This window comes from Azospirillum ramasamyi, assembly GCF_003233655.1.
Lineage (GTDB): Bacteria > Pseudomonadota > Alphaproteobacteria > Azospirillales > Azospirillaceae > Azospirillum > Azospirillum ramasamyi.
The window spans coordinates 46,247-59,297 of the sequence record NZ_CP029831.1 but is presented as its reverse complement, the minus strand read 5'-3'; the positions used below and the strand labels follow the sequence as shown (position 1 = coordinate 59,297).

General features: G+C 69.3%; 13 protein-coding genes. 12 read left to right on the top strand and 1 reads right to left on the bottom strand.

The window, feature by feature from the left end:
- Nucleotide 1: 1 nt before the first annotated feature.
- From DM194_RS16925 to DM194_RS16880, 10 genes are all read left to right on the top strand, one after another.
- Nucleotides 2-430, top strand: a complete 429-nt coding sequence (locus tag DM194_RS16925; protein ID WP_111068766.1) for a thioredoxin domain-containing protein — start codon at nt 2-4, stop codon at nt 428-430.
- Entirely contained in the window at nt 427-1,311 is an 885-nt protein-coding gene (locus DM194_RS16920) for a hydrogenase expression/formation protein (RefSeq protein ID WP_111068765.1), read from the top strand. Before DM194_RS16925 ends, DM194_RS16920 begins: the two co-directional genes overlap by 4 nt.
- A complete protein-coding gene (locus tag DM194_RS16915; RefSeq protein WP_111068764.1) occupies nt 1,308-2,174 on the top strand; it encodes a [NiFe]-hydrogenase assembly chaperone HybE in 867 nt (288 codons plus the stop codon). The genes DM194_RS16920 and DM194_RS16915 overlap by 4 nt, the downstream gene beginning before the upstream one ends.
- Nucleotides 2,167-2,508, top strand: coding sequence for a hydrogenase maturation nickel metallochaperone HypA (hypA, locus tag DM194_RS16910; RefSeq protein ID WP_111068763.1), 342 nt, complete (start codon nt 2,167-2,169; stop codon nt 2,506-2,508). The genes DM194_RS16915 and hypA overlap by 8 nt, the downstream gene beginning before the upstream one ends.
- Nucleotides 2,509-2,538: 30 nt before the next feature.
- Nucleotides 2,539-4,026: a sigma-54-dependent transcriptional regulator gene (locus tag DM194_RS16905; RefSeq protein WP_111068762.1), complete on the top strand. Its 1,488-nt coding sequence runs from the start codon at nt 2,539-2,541 to the stop codon at nt 4,024-4,026.
- 73 nt (nt 4,027-4,099) lie between these two features.
- A complete protein-coding gene (locus DM194_RS16900) occupies nt 4,100-4,648 on the top strand; it encodes a HupE/UreJ family protein (RefSeq protein ID WP_111068761.1) in 549 nt (182 codons plus the stop codon).
- Nucleotides 4,649-4,841: 193 nt separating this feature from the next.
- Nucleotides 4,842-5,915 (top strand): hydrogenase small subunit, encoded by a 1,074-nt coding sequence (locus DM194_RS16895; RefSeq protein WP_176581454.1) that lies wholly within the window; start codon nt 4,842-4,844, stop codon nt 5,913-5,915.
- Between the two features lie 2 nt (nt 5,916-5,917).
- Nucleotides 5,918-7,732, top strand: a complete 1,815-nt coding sequence (locus DM194_RS16890; protein WP_111068760.1) for a nickel-dependent hydrogenase large subunit — start codon at nt 5,918-5,920, stop codon at nt 7,730-7,732.
- A 24-nt stretch (nt 7,733-7,756) separates the two neighbouring features.
- Nucleotides 7,757-8,551, top strand: a complete 795-nt coding sequence (gene cybH, locus DM194_RS16885; RefSeq protein WP_111068759.1) for a Ni/Fe-hydrogenase, b-type cytochrome subunit — start codon at nt 7,757-7,759, stop codon at nt 8,549-8,551.
- 215 nt (nt 8,552-8,766) lie between these two features.
- Nucleotides 8,767-9,129 (top strand): hypothetical protein, encoded by a 363-nt coding sequence (locus DM194_RS16880; protein WP_111068758.1) that lies wholly within the window; start codon nt 8,767-8,769, stop codon nt 9,127-9,129.
- Here DM194_RS16880 and hypF read toward each other — a convergent pair.
- Nucleotides 9,099-11,339: a carbamoyltransferase HypF gene (gene hypF, locus DM194_RS16875; RefSeq protein ID WP_111068757.1), complete on the bottom strand. Its 2,241-nt coding sequence runs from the start codon at nt 11,337-11,339 to the stop codon at nt 9,099-9,101. The two genes, DM194_RS16880 and hypF, sit on opposite strands and share 31 nt — an antisense overlap.
- Before the next feature lie 192 nt (nt 11,340-11,531).
- Here hypF and DM194_RS16870 point away from each other — a divergent pair, with 192 nt between their 5' ends.
- Together DM194_RS16870 and DM194_RS16865 are read left to right on the top strand one after the other, a co-directional pair.
- Nucleotides 11,532-11,765 carry a hypothetical protein gene (locus DM194_RS16870; protein ID WP_111068756.1) on the top strand — a complete coding sequence of 78 codons (234 nt, stop codon included), beginning with the start codon at nt 11,532-11,534 and terminating at the stop codon, nt 11,763-11,765.
- A 225-nt stretch (nt 11,766-11,990) separates the two neighbouring features.
- Nucleotides 11,991-13,049 (top strand): type III polyketide synthase, encoded by a 1,059-nt coding sequence (locus tag DM194_RS16865; RefSeq protein ID WP_111068755.1) that lies wholly within the window; start codon nt 11,991-11,993, stop codon nt 13,047-13,049.
- Nucleotides 13,050-13,051: the final 2 nt, after the last annotated feature.

The window sequence follows — 13,051 nt, the reverse complement described above, 5'->3', positions numbered from 1 at the left end:
CATGACCGACCTCGCCCCCCCGCCCGTCAAACCGCGCCTGCCCTTGCCGCCGCTGGTCGATCTGCTGACCGACGTCCACGGCTATCGACGGCTCGACAACCCCGACGACCGCCCCTGGCTGGATGATCCGGCGAAATGCTGGGTGGTCTTCCTGCCCGGCCATGGCAAAGGCAATGCGGAGACCGCGGACGTGGCCGTCATCCTGCCGGAACTGGTCCGCGCGCTGCGCCCGCGCCTGTCCCCGGCGGTGGCGGGCGAGGCGGCGGAGCGCGCGCTGCTGGCGCTGACCGGCATGATGAGCCTGCCGGCCCTGGTCTTCCTGCGCGGCGACCGGCTGCTGGGCAGCATCCCGCGCGTGCGCGACTGGGACGATTACCTGCAGCGGATCGGCGAGATCCTTGAAGGCGCTTCGGAAGGGGAGACGGCATGACCTCCCTGTTCGGCATGACCCATCCGCCGGTCGGCTTCGGTCCCGGCAGCCAGCCCGACACGACCGAGGAAGGGCTGGAATATCTGCCGATGCCGTCGGGCATGCGCGTCTATGAACCGCACCTGCCGGAGATCGCCGACCCAGCCCACGCCGCAGCGGCGCGCATGGTGCTGGTTCGCATCCATCAGGCGCTGGCCGGCTGGTCGGCGGGCGAGGAAATCCGTGTTCCGGTCGACGATCTCGACGCCGCGGTGCTCGCCCTGGTGGACGAGGCGCTGGGCGAAGGCGAGGTGGCGGTGAAGGTCGACCGCGCCGGCGACCGGCTGGAGATTCAGGAAGCCTCGCTGGCCGGCGTCTGGCGTGTCCGCGCTTTCGGCGATGGAACGGCCGGTGACGGCACCGCGCGCGAAAGCCTACTGATCGGGGCCTTCCCACGGGTGGCGGTGAACCGCGCCTTCACTCCGGCATCGCCGGCGGCCTCCGGTCCGCTGCCGGGCGGGCTGATGAACGGCATGCCGATCCTGACCGAACTGCTGGACCGCAGCGCCGCCTGGCGCCGCGGCGACGGCCCCCACGCGGTGAATTTCAGCCTGCTGCCGCACACGCCCGAGGATCTGGCCTTCATCGAACGGCGGCTGGGCGTCGGCGCCACCACCATCCTGTCGCGCGGCTACGGCAATTGCCGCGTCACCGCCACCGCGACGCCGAATGTCTGGTGGGTGCGCTACTACAATTCGGTCGACACGCTGATCCTCGACACGGTGGAGATCGTCGACGTGCCGGCGGTGGTCTGCGCCGCGGCGGAGGACATCGCCGACAGCACCGAACGGCTGGCGGAGATCCTCGACGCGCTGGCGACCGACCTGGAGCGGGTGCGATGAGCGCCGCCGCCACACGGTTCGAGGGCTCCTATCTGGGCGACGCGACCCGCATCGGCGCGGCCACCCGGATGGAATGCAAGATCTGCTGGCATGTCTACGACCCGGCCGAGGGCTGCGACCATTGGCAGGTGCCGCCCGGCACGCCGTTCGCCGCCCTGCCCGGCCATTGGCGCTGCCCGGTCTGCGACGGCGCCCGCGACCAGTTCATGGCGCTGGACGGCGAAGCCGCCGTGGCGGAGACGAATGCCGCCCCGCTGCCCGTTTCCCCTGCCCCTTCCTCGCCCGCCCAGCCTGTCGAGACCATCGCCAAACTGGAAGCGGCCTTCCGCGAGATTCACACCGCGCAGATGCGCGGCATGCCCATCGTCAACGATGCGCTGGCGGTGAAGGCCGTCGGCTTCCGCCGCCATGACGGGCGCTGGCTGGGTGCGCTGGTGACGCCCTGGTTTCTCAACCTCGTCCTGTTGCCGGGCGACGGGGACGACTGGTCGGCTTTGATTCCCGGCGCCAAGGAACTGATCGAGTTCCCGTCCGGCCGCTACGAGTTCGTCCATGCCAACCGCAAGGGCGTCGGTGCCTACAAGGCATGCTCGCTCTTCTCGCCGATGTTCGAGTTCGCCTCGATGCTCCAGGCGACGGAGACGGCCTCGGCGGCGCTGGTCTCCCTCTTCGATCCGTCGATTCGCGAGGACGGCGCCCAGACCGCGGAAATCCGCCGCCGCCGCGAAGCCGAACTGGCGCCGCCGGAAGCGGTTTTTGCGGAAGCGGTTGCGGAACCGGCTTCGGAACCTGCCGCGGAGCCGGTGCGGCCGTCGCGCCGGGCGCTGCTGGGGATGGGGGCGGGGGACGCCGGCGATGCATGAGATGGCGCTCTGCGAAAGCCTGCTCCAGGCGATGGAGGAGGCCGGGCGCGCCAACGGCTTCAGCCGCGTGACGAAGGTTCGGCTGGAGATCGGCCGCTTCGCCGGGGTGGAGGTGGAGGCGCTGCGCTTCGGCTTCGACGTGGTGACGCGCGGCTCGCTGGCCGAAGGGGCGGAACTGGTGGTGCTGGACGTGCCGGGCCGCGGCTGGTGCTTCGACTGCAGCGACACGGTGGATCTGGACGACCGGCTGTCGCCCTGCCCACACTGCGGCGGCAGCCGGCTGCATCCCAACGGCGGCACCGAAATGACGATCAAGGATCTCGAGGTCGAGTGAGGCCGGTTGAATGAGGAAGGATCCCGCGCGATGACCGCCCCCGCCCGCCCCGGCATCCTGGTGGTGGATGACGAGCCGCGCTCCGTCGAGGTCATCGCCCGCCTGCTGGACGAGGAGTTCGAGGTCTTCACCGCCCTGTCGGCGGAAGAGGCCCTGCGCCTGCTGGAAACCGAATGGATCCAGGTGGTCTTCTCCGACCAGCGGATGCCGGAGGTCAGCGGCGTGGAGTTCCTGACCCAGGTGCGCGAACGCTGGCCGGAGGTGGTGCGGATCGTCATCACCGGCTACATCGACCCCGAGGACATCATCGGCGCCATCAACACCGCCGGCATCCACCAGTTCATCACCAAGCCCTGGCATCCCGACCATCTGCTGCTGACCGCCCGCAACGCGGCGAAGATGTACCAGCTGCAGCGCGAGCATGACCGGCTGACCAACGAGCTGAAGCTGCTGCCGCCGGTCGCCGAGACCCGCGTGGCCTCGAAGCGCGAGCGGGTGCGGCAATTCTACCGCTTCGACGGGCTGGTCCGGGCCGAGGGCAGCCCGGTGGAGGAGGTCTGCCGGCAGGCGGAGCGGGTGGCCGGCTTCAACGTGCCGGTTCTGGTGCTGGGGGAGACGGGAACCGGCAAGGAACTGCTGGCCCGCGCCATCCATTACGGCAGCCCGCGCGCCGACCAGCCCTTCTACTGCGAGAATTGCGGCGCCATCCCGGACGAGCTGCTGGAAAGCGAGCTGTTCGGCCACAAGAAGGGCGCCTTCACCGGCGCGCACAGCAACCGTGTCGGATTGCTGGAGCAGGCGGACGGCGGCACCATCTTCCTGGACGAGATCGGCGACATCAGCCCGGCCTTCCAGGTCCGTCTGCTGCGCTTCCTGCAGGAGGGCGAGATCCGGCCGGTCGGCTCCAACGAGACGCGGCGGGTCGATGTCCGCGTCGTCGCCGCCACCCACCGCGACCTGACCGCCGAGGTGAAGGCCGGCCGCTTCCGCGAGGATCTCTATTACCGGCTCAGCACCATGACGCTGACCATGCCGCCCCTGCGCGACCGGCCGGACGACATCCCGGTGCTGGCCCGCCACATCCTGGACCGGCTGTCGGCGGCCCATGGCAAGCCTGTCGCAGGCTTCGCCCCCGACACGCTGGCTTGCCTCGAGGCCTATGGCTGGCCCGGCAACGTGCGCGAACTGCAGAACGAGATCATGCGCATGCTGGTGCTGTGCGAGGGCGACACGCTGGGAGCGGATCTGCTGTCCGATCAGGTCCTGCACGGCGCCGCGTTGAACGCCCGCCCCGCCTCGCCGGAGGACGGACCGCTGCCGCCGCTCGACCTGATCGGCCAGGGCGGCCCGCTGAAATCGCGGATCGAGCGGGTGGAGGCCGGCATCCTGATGGAAACGCTGGTCCGCTGCCGCTGGAACAAGAGCAAGGCCGCCGACGAACTGGGCCTGTCCCGCATGGGCCTGCGCGCCAAGCTGGAGCGCTACGGCATCGAGCGCGGGGCGGCGCAGAGGCACTGACAGGCATTCCAATCGTCTCTCCCGGGGCGGGAGAGGCCACCCAAACCAAAAGAACCCCGAGGAGCCGTTCGACATGTCGAAAACCATCCGCCTTGCCGCTCTTTCCGCAGCCGTCGCGCTTGCCGCCACCCCGGCGCTGGCCCATCCCGGCCATCTCGCCGGGGCCGGCTTCCTCGACGGCATCGGGCATCCGCTGGGCGGGTTCGACCACCTGATCGCCATGGTCACGGTCGGCGTCTATGGCGCCACCATCGGCGGGCGCGCCGTGCTGGCGGTGCCGGGGGCCTTCATGGCGGCGATGCTGGCCGGAGGGCTGTTCGCGCTGACCGGCGGCGAACTGCCGCTGGTCGAGCCGGCCATCTACGCCTCCACCGTCGTGCTGGCTCTGCTGTGCGTCATGCCGATGTCGCGCAACGGCATCGTCGGTGCCCTGTTCGCCGCCTTCTTCGGCCTGTTCCACGGCTTCGCCCATGGGGCGGAGATGCCGGCCGACGCCGCGGCGCTGGGCTATGCCGCCGGCTTTCTGACCAGCACCGCCGGACTGCATGCGGCCGGCGCCGCGCTGGGTCTGGCCCTTCACCGGCTGATCGGCCGGCGGGAGGAGAGCGGCCAGTCGGCCTGACGACCACCGGCAACTCCCCTGCCACCCCGGCCGTCGTTTCGGCCGGGGACTTGCCAGAGAGGAGCGGCCGTCCGGGCGTGAAACCGTTGCTTTGTCAAATGTTCGTATTACGGCACGGTTGTTGCCTATGCCCGACGGAGAAGCGCACCGGCCCCTCGCACGCCGGTGCCGCCCGACGGGAGAAAACAAACCGATGGCAACGCTGGAAACCTTCTACGAGGTGATGCGGCGGCAGGGGATCACACGCCGTTCGTTCCTGAAATACTGCTCGCTGACCGCCGCGGCCCTCGGGCTGGGGCCGGAACTGGTGCCGCAGATCGTCCATGCCATGGAAACGAAGCCGCGCACCCCGGTGCTGTGGCTGCATGGGCTGGAATGCACCTGCTGCTCGGAATCCTTCATCCGCTCCGCGCATCCGCTGGTGAAGGACGTGGTGCTGTCGATGATCTCGCTGGACTACGACGACACGCTGATGGCGTCGGCCGGCCATCAGGCCGAGGCGATCCTCGACGAGGTGATGGAGAAGTACAAGGGCAACTACATCCTGGCGGTGGAGGGCAATCCGCCGCTGAACCAGGACGGCATGTCCTGCATCGTCGGCGGCAAGCCCTTCACCGACCAGCTGCGCAAGGTCGCCAAGGACGCCAAGGCGATCATCTCCTGGGGCTCCTGCGCGTCCTTCGGCTGCGTCCAGGCGGCGCGCCCGAATCCGACCCGCGCCACGCCGGTGCATGAGGTCATCACCGACAAGCCGATCATCAAGGTTCCCGGCTGCCCGCCGATCGCCGAGGTGATGACCGGCGTCATCACCTACATGCTGACCTTCGAGCGCATCCCGGAACTGGACCGCCAGGGCCGGCCGAAGATGTTCTACAGCCAGCGCATCCACGACAAATGCTATCGCCGGCCGCATTTCGACGCCGGCCAGTTCGTGGAATCCTTCGACGACGAGGGCGCGCGCAAGGGCTATTGCCTCTACAAGGTCGGCTGCAAGGGCCCGACCACATACAACGCCTGCTCCACGGTGCGCTGGAACGAGGGCACCAGCTTCCCCATCCAGTCCGGCCACGGCTGCATCGGCTGCTCGGAGGACGGGTTCTGGGACAAGGGCTCCTGGTATGCCCGCCAGTCCGACATCCACCAGTTCGGGATCGAGGCCACCGCCGACGAGATCGGCACCACCGCCGCCATCGGCGTCGGCAGCATCATCGCCGCCCACGCGGCGGTCAGCGCCCTGAAGCGCGCGCAGCACAAGGGAGACGTCTGACCATGGCCATCGTCCAGACCCCGAACGGGTTCTCGCTCGACAACGGCGGCAAGCGCATCGTCGTCGATCCGGTCACCCGCATCGAAGGCCATATGCGCTGCGAGGTGAATGTCGACAGCGACAACATCATCCGCAACGCGGTGTCCACCGGCACGATGTGGCGGGGCCTCGAAGTGATCCTGAAGGGCCGCGACCCGCGCGACGCGTGGGCCTTCGTCGAGCGCATCTGCGGCGTCTGCACCGGCTGCCACGCGCTGACCTCGGTCCGCGCGGTCGAGGATGCGCTGCAGATCCGCATCCCCAAGAACGCCCACCTGATCCGCGAGATCATGGCGAAGACGTTGCAGGTCCATGACCACATCGTCCATTTCTACCACCTGCACGCGCTGGACTGGGTCAATCCGGTCAACGCGCTGAAGGCCGATCCGCAGGCGACCTCGGCGCTGCAGCAGGCGGTGGCGCCACGCCACGCCAAGTCCAGCCCCGGCTATTTCCGCGACGTCCAGACCCGGCTGAGGAAGTTCGTGGAGAGCGGCCAGCTCGGCATCTTCAAGAACGGCTATTGGGACAACCCGGCCTACAAGCTGTCGCCGGAAGCCGACCTGATGGCGGTGACCCATTATCTGGAGGCGCTCGATCTCCAGAAGGACATCGTCAAGATCCACACCATCCTCGGCGGCAAGAACCCGCACCCGAACTACATGGTCGGCGGCGTTCCCTGCGCCATCAACATGGAGGGCGACGGGTCTTCGGGCGCGCCGCTGAACATGGAGCGGCTGAACTTCATCCGCGCCCGCATCCAGGAGGCGACCGCCTTCGTCGAGAACGTCTATCTGCCGGACGTGCTCGCCATCGCCAGCTTCTACAAGGACTGGCTCTATGGCGGCGGGCTGGCGGCGACCAACGTCATGGATTACGGCGATTACGAGAAGGTGCCGTACGACCATTCGACCTGCCAGCTGCCGGGCGGCGTCATCCTGAACGGCAACTGGAACGAGGTCCATCCCATCGACCCGCGCGACCCGGCGCAGGTGCAGGAGTTCGTCGCCCACAGCTGGTACCACTACGAGGACGAGAGCAAGGGCCTGCACCCGTGGGACGGCGTGACCGAGGCCAGGTTCGAACTCGGCGCCAACACCAAGGGCACCCGCACCGACATCAAGGAGCTTGACGAGGCCGCCAAGTATTCCTGGATCAAGGCCCCGCGCTGGCGCGGCCATGCGGTGGAGGTCGGCCCCCTGCCCCGCTACATCCTGGCCTATGCCCAGGGCGTCGGCTATGTGAAGGACCAGATCACCGAATCGCTCGGCGCCTTCAACGCGCTGGCCGGCACCAGCTTCACGCCGCAGCAGGCGCTGCCGACCACCATCGGCCGCACCCTGGCCCGCGCGCTGGAATGCCAGTACTGCTGCACCATGATGATGGACGACTGGAACGCCCTGATCGCCAACATCAAGGCCGGCGACACCGCCACCGCCAATGTCGAGAAGTGGGATCCGAAGACCTGGCCGAAGGAGGCCAAGGGCGTCGGCACCGTCGCCGCCCCGCGCGGCGGGCTCGGCCACTGGATCAAGATCAAGGACGGCAAGATCGACAACTACCAGTGCGTCGTGCCGACGACCTGGAACGGCAGCCCGCGCGATCCCAAGGGCAACATCGGCGCCTTCGAGGCCTCGCTGCTGAACACGCCGATGGCCCGCCCGGACGAGCCGGTGGAGATCCTGCGCACCCTGCACAGCTTCGACCCGTGCCTTGCCTGCTCCACCCACGTCATGGCGCCCGACGGCGCCGAACTGGCCCGCGTCACCGTGCGCTGACCGGCAACCGCGGAGGATTACGTCATGGCTCCTCTCGACGATGCGAAGCCGGTCGCGCCACCGGACGAGGAAGGGACGGCCGCCCCGGCGGCCGGCCGTTTCCTGAAGGCGATCTATGTGTACGAGGTGCCGGTGCGGATCTGGCACTGGGTCAACGCGCTGGCGATCACGCTGCTGTCGATCACCGGCTATCTGATCGCCAACCCGCTGCCCAGCATGCCGGGCGAGGCGAGCGCCAATTACCTGATGGGCTACATCCGCTTCGTCCATTTCGCGGCGGCCTACATCTTCACCATCGGCTTCATCGGCCGGCTCTATTGGGCCTTCGCCGGCAACCACCATGCCAAGCAGCTGTTCCGCTTCCCCTTCTGGGACCGCCACTGGTGGGGGGAGCTGTTCCTGGAGGCGCGCTGGTACCTGTTCCTGGAGCGCAAGCCGAAGCTGTATGTCGGCCACAACCCGCTGGCCCAGTTCGCCATGTTCTGGGCGATCGCGGTCGGCAGCGTCTTCATGATCTTCACCGGCTTCGCGCTCTACAGCGAAGGCACCGGGCTGGGCAGCTGGCAGGACCGTCTGTTCGGCTGGGTCATCCCGCTGTTCGGCCAGAGCATGGACGTCCACACCTGGCACCATCTGGGCATGTGGGCGATCCTGCTGTTCGTGATCGTCCACGTCTATGCCGCCGTGCGCGAGGACATCATGTCCCGCCAGTCGATCATCTCCACCATGATCAGCGGCGTTCGCACCTTCAAGGACGCCGAGGCCCCGGCCGACCAGGAACATGAGCGTCCGGTGAAGAAGGCGGCGCGTGTGGGGTGAGTGTCTGATGGATTGAGGTTCTCTGCCCCCTCCCCGCCCCCTGCCCCGCCGTTGGCGGGAGGGTTGGGGAGGGGGTATAACTCCGCCCCCGCCAGCGCCCCACACCCCTTGAAAACCTTGATTTGTTCTTTATGCGTTCCCATATCCGGGAGGTTCCGAAACAGCCGGGAATCCCAGATCAGCGCCGCCCCGTCCGGGTGCGGCCGGAGGACGTCATGCCTTATTTTCCCACCATCGACCTGACCCCGCAGGTGAAGATGCTGCTGGCGCGCGGGGCGCTCACGCTGAAGCCCGGCCAGTGGGTGCGGGGCGAAAAGGGGCGCGGCCGGTTCCTGCGCACCGATCCGCGCAGCGGCACCACCTATGTCAGCTGGCTGCGGCCGGGAGACGATTGGGAAACCGCATCGCAGCGGTTCCACCGCGCCTGCCGCAAGGGCTATATCGGCAAGTATCGCGGCCTCTACGGGTTCGACAAGGCCGGCCGCAATGCCGATGTTCCTGCGCCCAAGACCAGGCTGCGGGCGCCGGTCCAGATGCCGCTCTTCCCCTACAGGGCGAAGGACGCGACCCACGCCTGACCGAGGCTGAGCCCGCCGTCATTCGCGGGAGCCAGCCTCGGCAGCAGCGCCTCAACCCCGGCGGCATGGAAGCCGGCAACCAGTTCCTCGGCCAACACCCCATTCATCAGGCAGCCGCCGGACAGCACCGCCCGGTCCAGGCCACGCGCGCGCAGTGCCGGCAGCGTCCAATCCACCAGCGCCGCAGCCAGCGTGCCGTGAAACAGTTCCGCTCCTTCCACCGCATCCGCGGCGGACAGCAGGCGCTCCAGCAGGGGCGTCAGGTCAAGCTCGCCGCCCGCGATCCGCCAAGCCCCCGCCGCCACCCGAGGACGGCGCACCAGAGATTCCAGCACCATCGGCGCCTCGCCCTCGAAACCCGCCATCGCACGGATGCCGAGCAGCCCGCAGGCCGCATCGAACCAGCGCCCGCAGGAGCTGGTGGGCGGCGCGTTGATGCCGCGTTCGATCATCCGGCGCACGCCCTCGGCCGGACCGTGACCGGCAAAGCGCGGAACGATCTCGTCGGCACGGCCCATGCGCAGCAGAGCTGCGGCGGCCATTCGCCAGGGTTGGCGGGCGGCGAGGTCGCCGCCGGGCTGGGCGAGCGGGGCCAGACTGCCCAGGCGCTCCGACCGCAGGCCGTCGACCAGCAGCATCTCCCCGCCCCAGGATCCTCCCCCCTCTCCCAGGCCGAAGCCGTCGAGGGCAAGGCCCAGCGCCTGCCCCTCCACCCGGTGTTCGGCCATCACGGCGGCGACATGGGCGTGGTGGTGCTGGACCGCGACGCATGGCAGGCCGGTTCTCTCGGCGAAGCGGGTGGACTGGAAATCGGGATGCTTGTCGTGGGCGACCGCCACCGGCTCGACATCCAGGATGTGCAGCAGATGGGCGACGGTTTCCTCCAGGAAATCCAGAGTCGCGGCATTGTCGAGGTCGCCGATGTGCTGGGACAGGAAGGCCTCGTCGCCGCGGGTGACGCAGACCGTCGCCTTCAGATGACCGCCGACCGCCAGGATCGGCGGCACCGGGCGGGCCAGCCGGATCGGTTCCGGCACATGGCCGCGGCCCCGGCGCAGGAAGGCGGGCGCTCCGGCCAGCTTGCGCGTCACGCTGTCGTCGGCGCGGATCAGGATGTCGCGGTCATGGTCGACGATCAGGTCGGCGATGCCGGCCAGCCTCTCCCGCGCCTCCTCGTTGCCGATGGCGAGCGGCTCGCCGCCGGGATTGGCGGAGGTCATGACCAGGGTCAGTTCCTGCGGCTCGCGCAGCCAGCCTGTGCCCTCCGGCCGTCCCGCCGCCTCGTGGAACAGCAGGTAATGCAGCGGCGTGTAGGGCAGCATGACGCCCAGCCATGCCAGACCGGGGGCGATGTCGGGCGCCAGTTCCGGCGCATCCTCCCGCCGCCGCAGCAGGACGATGGGGCGCGCCGCCCCTTCCAGCAGCCGGCGCTCGTCATCGTCCATGCCGACATGGCGGGCGGCCGATTCGGCATTGGCGACCATCAGGGGGAAGGGCTTGCCGTTGCGCTGCTTGACCCGCCGCAACCGCTTCACCGCGTCCGGGCGCGCGGCGTCGCAGGCGAGGTGGAAACCGCCCAGCCCCTTGACGGCAACGATCCTGCCATCCCGAAGGGCGGCCAGAATGTCCTCCGGCGGATGCGAAAGGTGGGGGCCGCAGGCCGGACAGGCGGTCGGCTGGGCGTGGAAGCGGCGGTCGGCGGGATCCTCGTACTCCGCCATGCAGTCGGGGCAGAGCGGGAACCCGGCCATCGCCGTCTGCGGCCGGTCATAGGGAAGCCGCCGCGTGATGGTATAGCGCGGGCCGCAATGGGTGCAGTTCAGGAAAGCATAGCGGTATCGGCGCTCCGCCGGATCGAACAACTCGGCAAGGCAGGCGGGGCAGACCGCCGCGTCGGGACCGATTCCGGTGGCCATGGCGCCGCCGGTCTCGCTGTGACGGATGGTGAAGCCGGTTGGGCCGGGGATCGGAACGAGGGCCTCGCAGTCCACAGAGTCGATGCGGGCAAGGGGCGGCGCCTCATCGGACAGCGCGGTGCGGAAGGCGGCGGTGTCGGCGCCCTGCACTTCGATCAGCACACCCTGCGGGTCGTTCCGCACCCAGCCGGTCAGGCCATAGCGCCGGGCGAGCGCGTGGACGTGCGGGCGGAAGCCCACGCCCTGCACCCGTCCGCGCACGCGGAGCCTCAGCCGCTCGTCGTCATGGGACATGGAAGCCCTTCGGAAGTTCTCCGGCGACGCCGGCCCCCCTCATCCTAACCATCTCCCCGGCCGGAAGAAGAGGCAATCGCCGCGGCGGATGGACCGAAGGCGGATGGACCGGAGAAGGGGCGGGACCGCAACAACCGGCGGCGGGATCGGTTGAGAGAAGGACATTCGCGGAACCGGAACGGAGACGCCGCCATGAGCGCAAGCAAGCACGAAAAGACCGACAAGCCGACCGATACCGACCTGAAGAACAACCCGCAGATCGGCGGGTCCAAGGGCGCCCGCGCCGCCGGCATGACGCCGGACGACCTGGATCTGGCCCAGGGCGAAAGCACCTTCGAGGGCGACGTCGAGAACCAGACCAACGACAAGGGCGGTGTCGACAAGCCCTTCCGCGACGGCCCGCCGCTGCGGCCGCGACAGGCCTGAGGGGCCGTGATCCCGACGCGGATCATCATGAAATGACCGGGGGCGGCGCTCGAAGGGGCGCCGCCCCTTCCGTTGGAACCGGGGCATGCCGAAAGGCGTTAGCCCTCCGATGCGGCCGGCGGGAAGGCAACAGCGCCGCGTTCCCGCTGTTGGTCGGACCACTGGTGGACAGGCTTGCCGGTTCGGCGGGCGCCCCCCGTCCGACGGCAGCATTCAGGAGGCAGGATGTCATTCGATCCGCGGCTGCTGGCAGTCGCCACAGCGTTGCCGCCCCACCGCTTCGAGCAGGAGGAGACGCTGGCCGTCGCCCGGACGGTGTTCGCCCATCGCCTGCGCGACTTCGACCGGCTGGCCCCCGTCTTCGCCAACACCGGCATCCGCAGCCGCCATGCCGCCTGCCCGCTGTCCTGGTATCTGGAACCCCATGGCTGGGGCGAGCGCGCCGCCGTGTTCGAGAGGGTCGCCCTGGATCTGCTGGAACAGGCGGCCGGCAAGGCGTTGGACGAGGCCGGGCTGCGCCCCGCCGATGTGGACGCCATCGTCTGCGCCACCACCACCGGCATCGCCACGCCGAGCCTGGAGGCGCTGCTGCTCGACCGCATGGACTTCCGGCCCGACACGGTGCGGCTGCCGGTCTTCGGGCTGGGATGTGCCGGCGGGGCGCTGGGGCTGGCGCGGGCGGGAATGATGGCGCGCGCCATGCCGGGGCGTACCGTGCTGTTCCTGGTGGTCGAGCTTTGCACCCTGTCGCACCGGCCGGAAGAGGCCTCCCCCACCAATGTGGTGGCGAGCGCCCTGTTCGCTGACGGTGCCGCCGCCGCCCTGCTGCGGGCGCCGGCCGACGGCGGCGATGCCCCCGGCCCGCGCTTCGTCGACAGTGCCGAACACACCTGGCCGGGCACCCGGCGGATCATGGGCTGGCGGATCGAGGACGAGGGCTTCGGCGTCGTCTTCAGCCAGGACATCCCCCGCCTGATCCGCGAGCGGCTGGCCCCGGTGGTCGACGGATTCCTGACCGGCCGCGGCATGACCCGCGCCGATCTGTCCGGGGTGATCTGCCACACCGGCGGTGCCAAGGTGCTTCAGGCGCTGACCGAGGTGCTGGCCCCCGCCACCGACGGCATGGATGATTCCTGGGCGGTGCTGGGCGACTGCGGCAACATGTCGGCGGCAAGCGTGATGTTCGTGCTCGACCGCCGGATGCGCAGCGGGGCCACCGGGCCTCATCTGATGCTGGCGCTCGGCCCCGGCTTCACCGCCGGTCTCACCCTGGTGGATCTGTGACC

Bases quoted from the DNA above. Each gene is read 5' to 3' on its own strand.
- DM194_RS16925 (WP_111068766.1), top strand. From the start codon at position 2: ATGACCGACCTCGCCCCCCCGCCCGTCAAACCGCGCCTGCCCTTGCCG.
- DM194_RS16920 (WP_111068765.1), top strand. From the start codon at position 427: ATGACCTCCCTGTTCGGCATGACCCATCCGCCGGTCGGCTTCGGTCCC.
- DM194_RS16915 (WP_111068764.1), top strand. From the start codon at position 1,308: ATGAGCGCCGCCGCCACACGGTTCGAGGGCTCCTATCTGGGCGACGCG.
- hypA (WP_111068763.1), top strand. From the start codon at position 2,167: ATGCATGAGATGGCGCTCTGCGAAAGCCTGCTCCAGGCGATGGAGGAG.
- DM194_RS16905 (WP_111068762.1), top strand. From the start codon at position 2,539: ATGACCGCCCCCGCCCGCCCCGGCATCCTGGTGGTGGATGACGAGCCG.
- DM194_RS16900 (WP_111068761.1), top strand. From the start codon at position 4,100: ATGTCGAAAACCATCCGCCTTGCCGCTCTTTCCGCAGCCGTCGCGCTT.
- DM194_RS16895 (WP_176581454.1), top strand. From the start codon at position 4,842: ATGGCAACGCTGGAAACCTTCTACGAGGTGATGCGGCGGCAGGGGATC.
- DM194_RS16890 (WP_111068760.1), top strand. From the start codon at position 5,918: ATGGCCATCGTCCAGACCCCGAACGGGTTCTCGCTCGACAACGGCGGC.
- cybH (WP_111068759.1), top strand. From the start codon at position 7,757: ATGGCTCCTCTCGACGATGCGAAGCCGGTCGCGCCACCGGACGAGGAA.
- DM194_RS16880 (WP_111068758.1), top strand. From the start codon at position 8,767: ATGCCTTATTTTCCCACCATCGACCTGACCCCGCAGGTGAAGATGCTG.
- hypF (WP_111068757.1), bottom strand. From the start codon at position 11,339: ATGTCCCATGACGACGAGCGGCTGAGGCTCCGCGTGCGCGGACGGGTG.
- DM194_RS16870 (WP_111068756.1), top strand. From the start codon at position 11,532: ATGAGCGCAAGCAAGCACGAAAAGACCGACAAGCCGACCGATACCGAC.
- DM194_RS16865 (WP_111068755.1), top strand. From the start codon at position 11,991: ATGTCATTCGATCCGCGGCTGCTGGCAGTCGCCACAGCGTTGCCGCCC.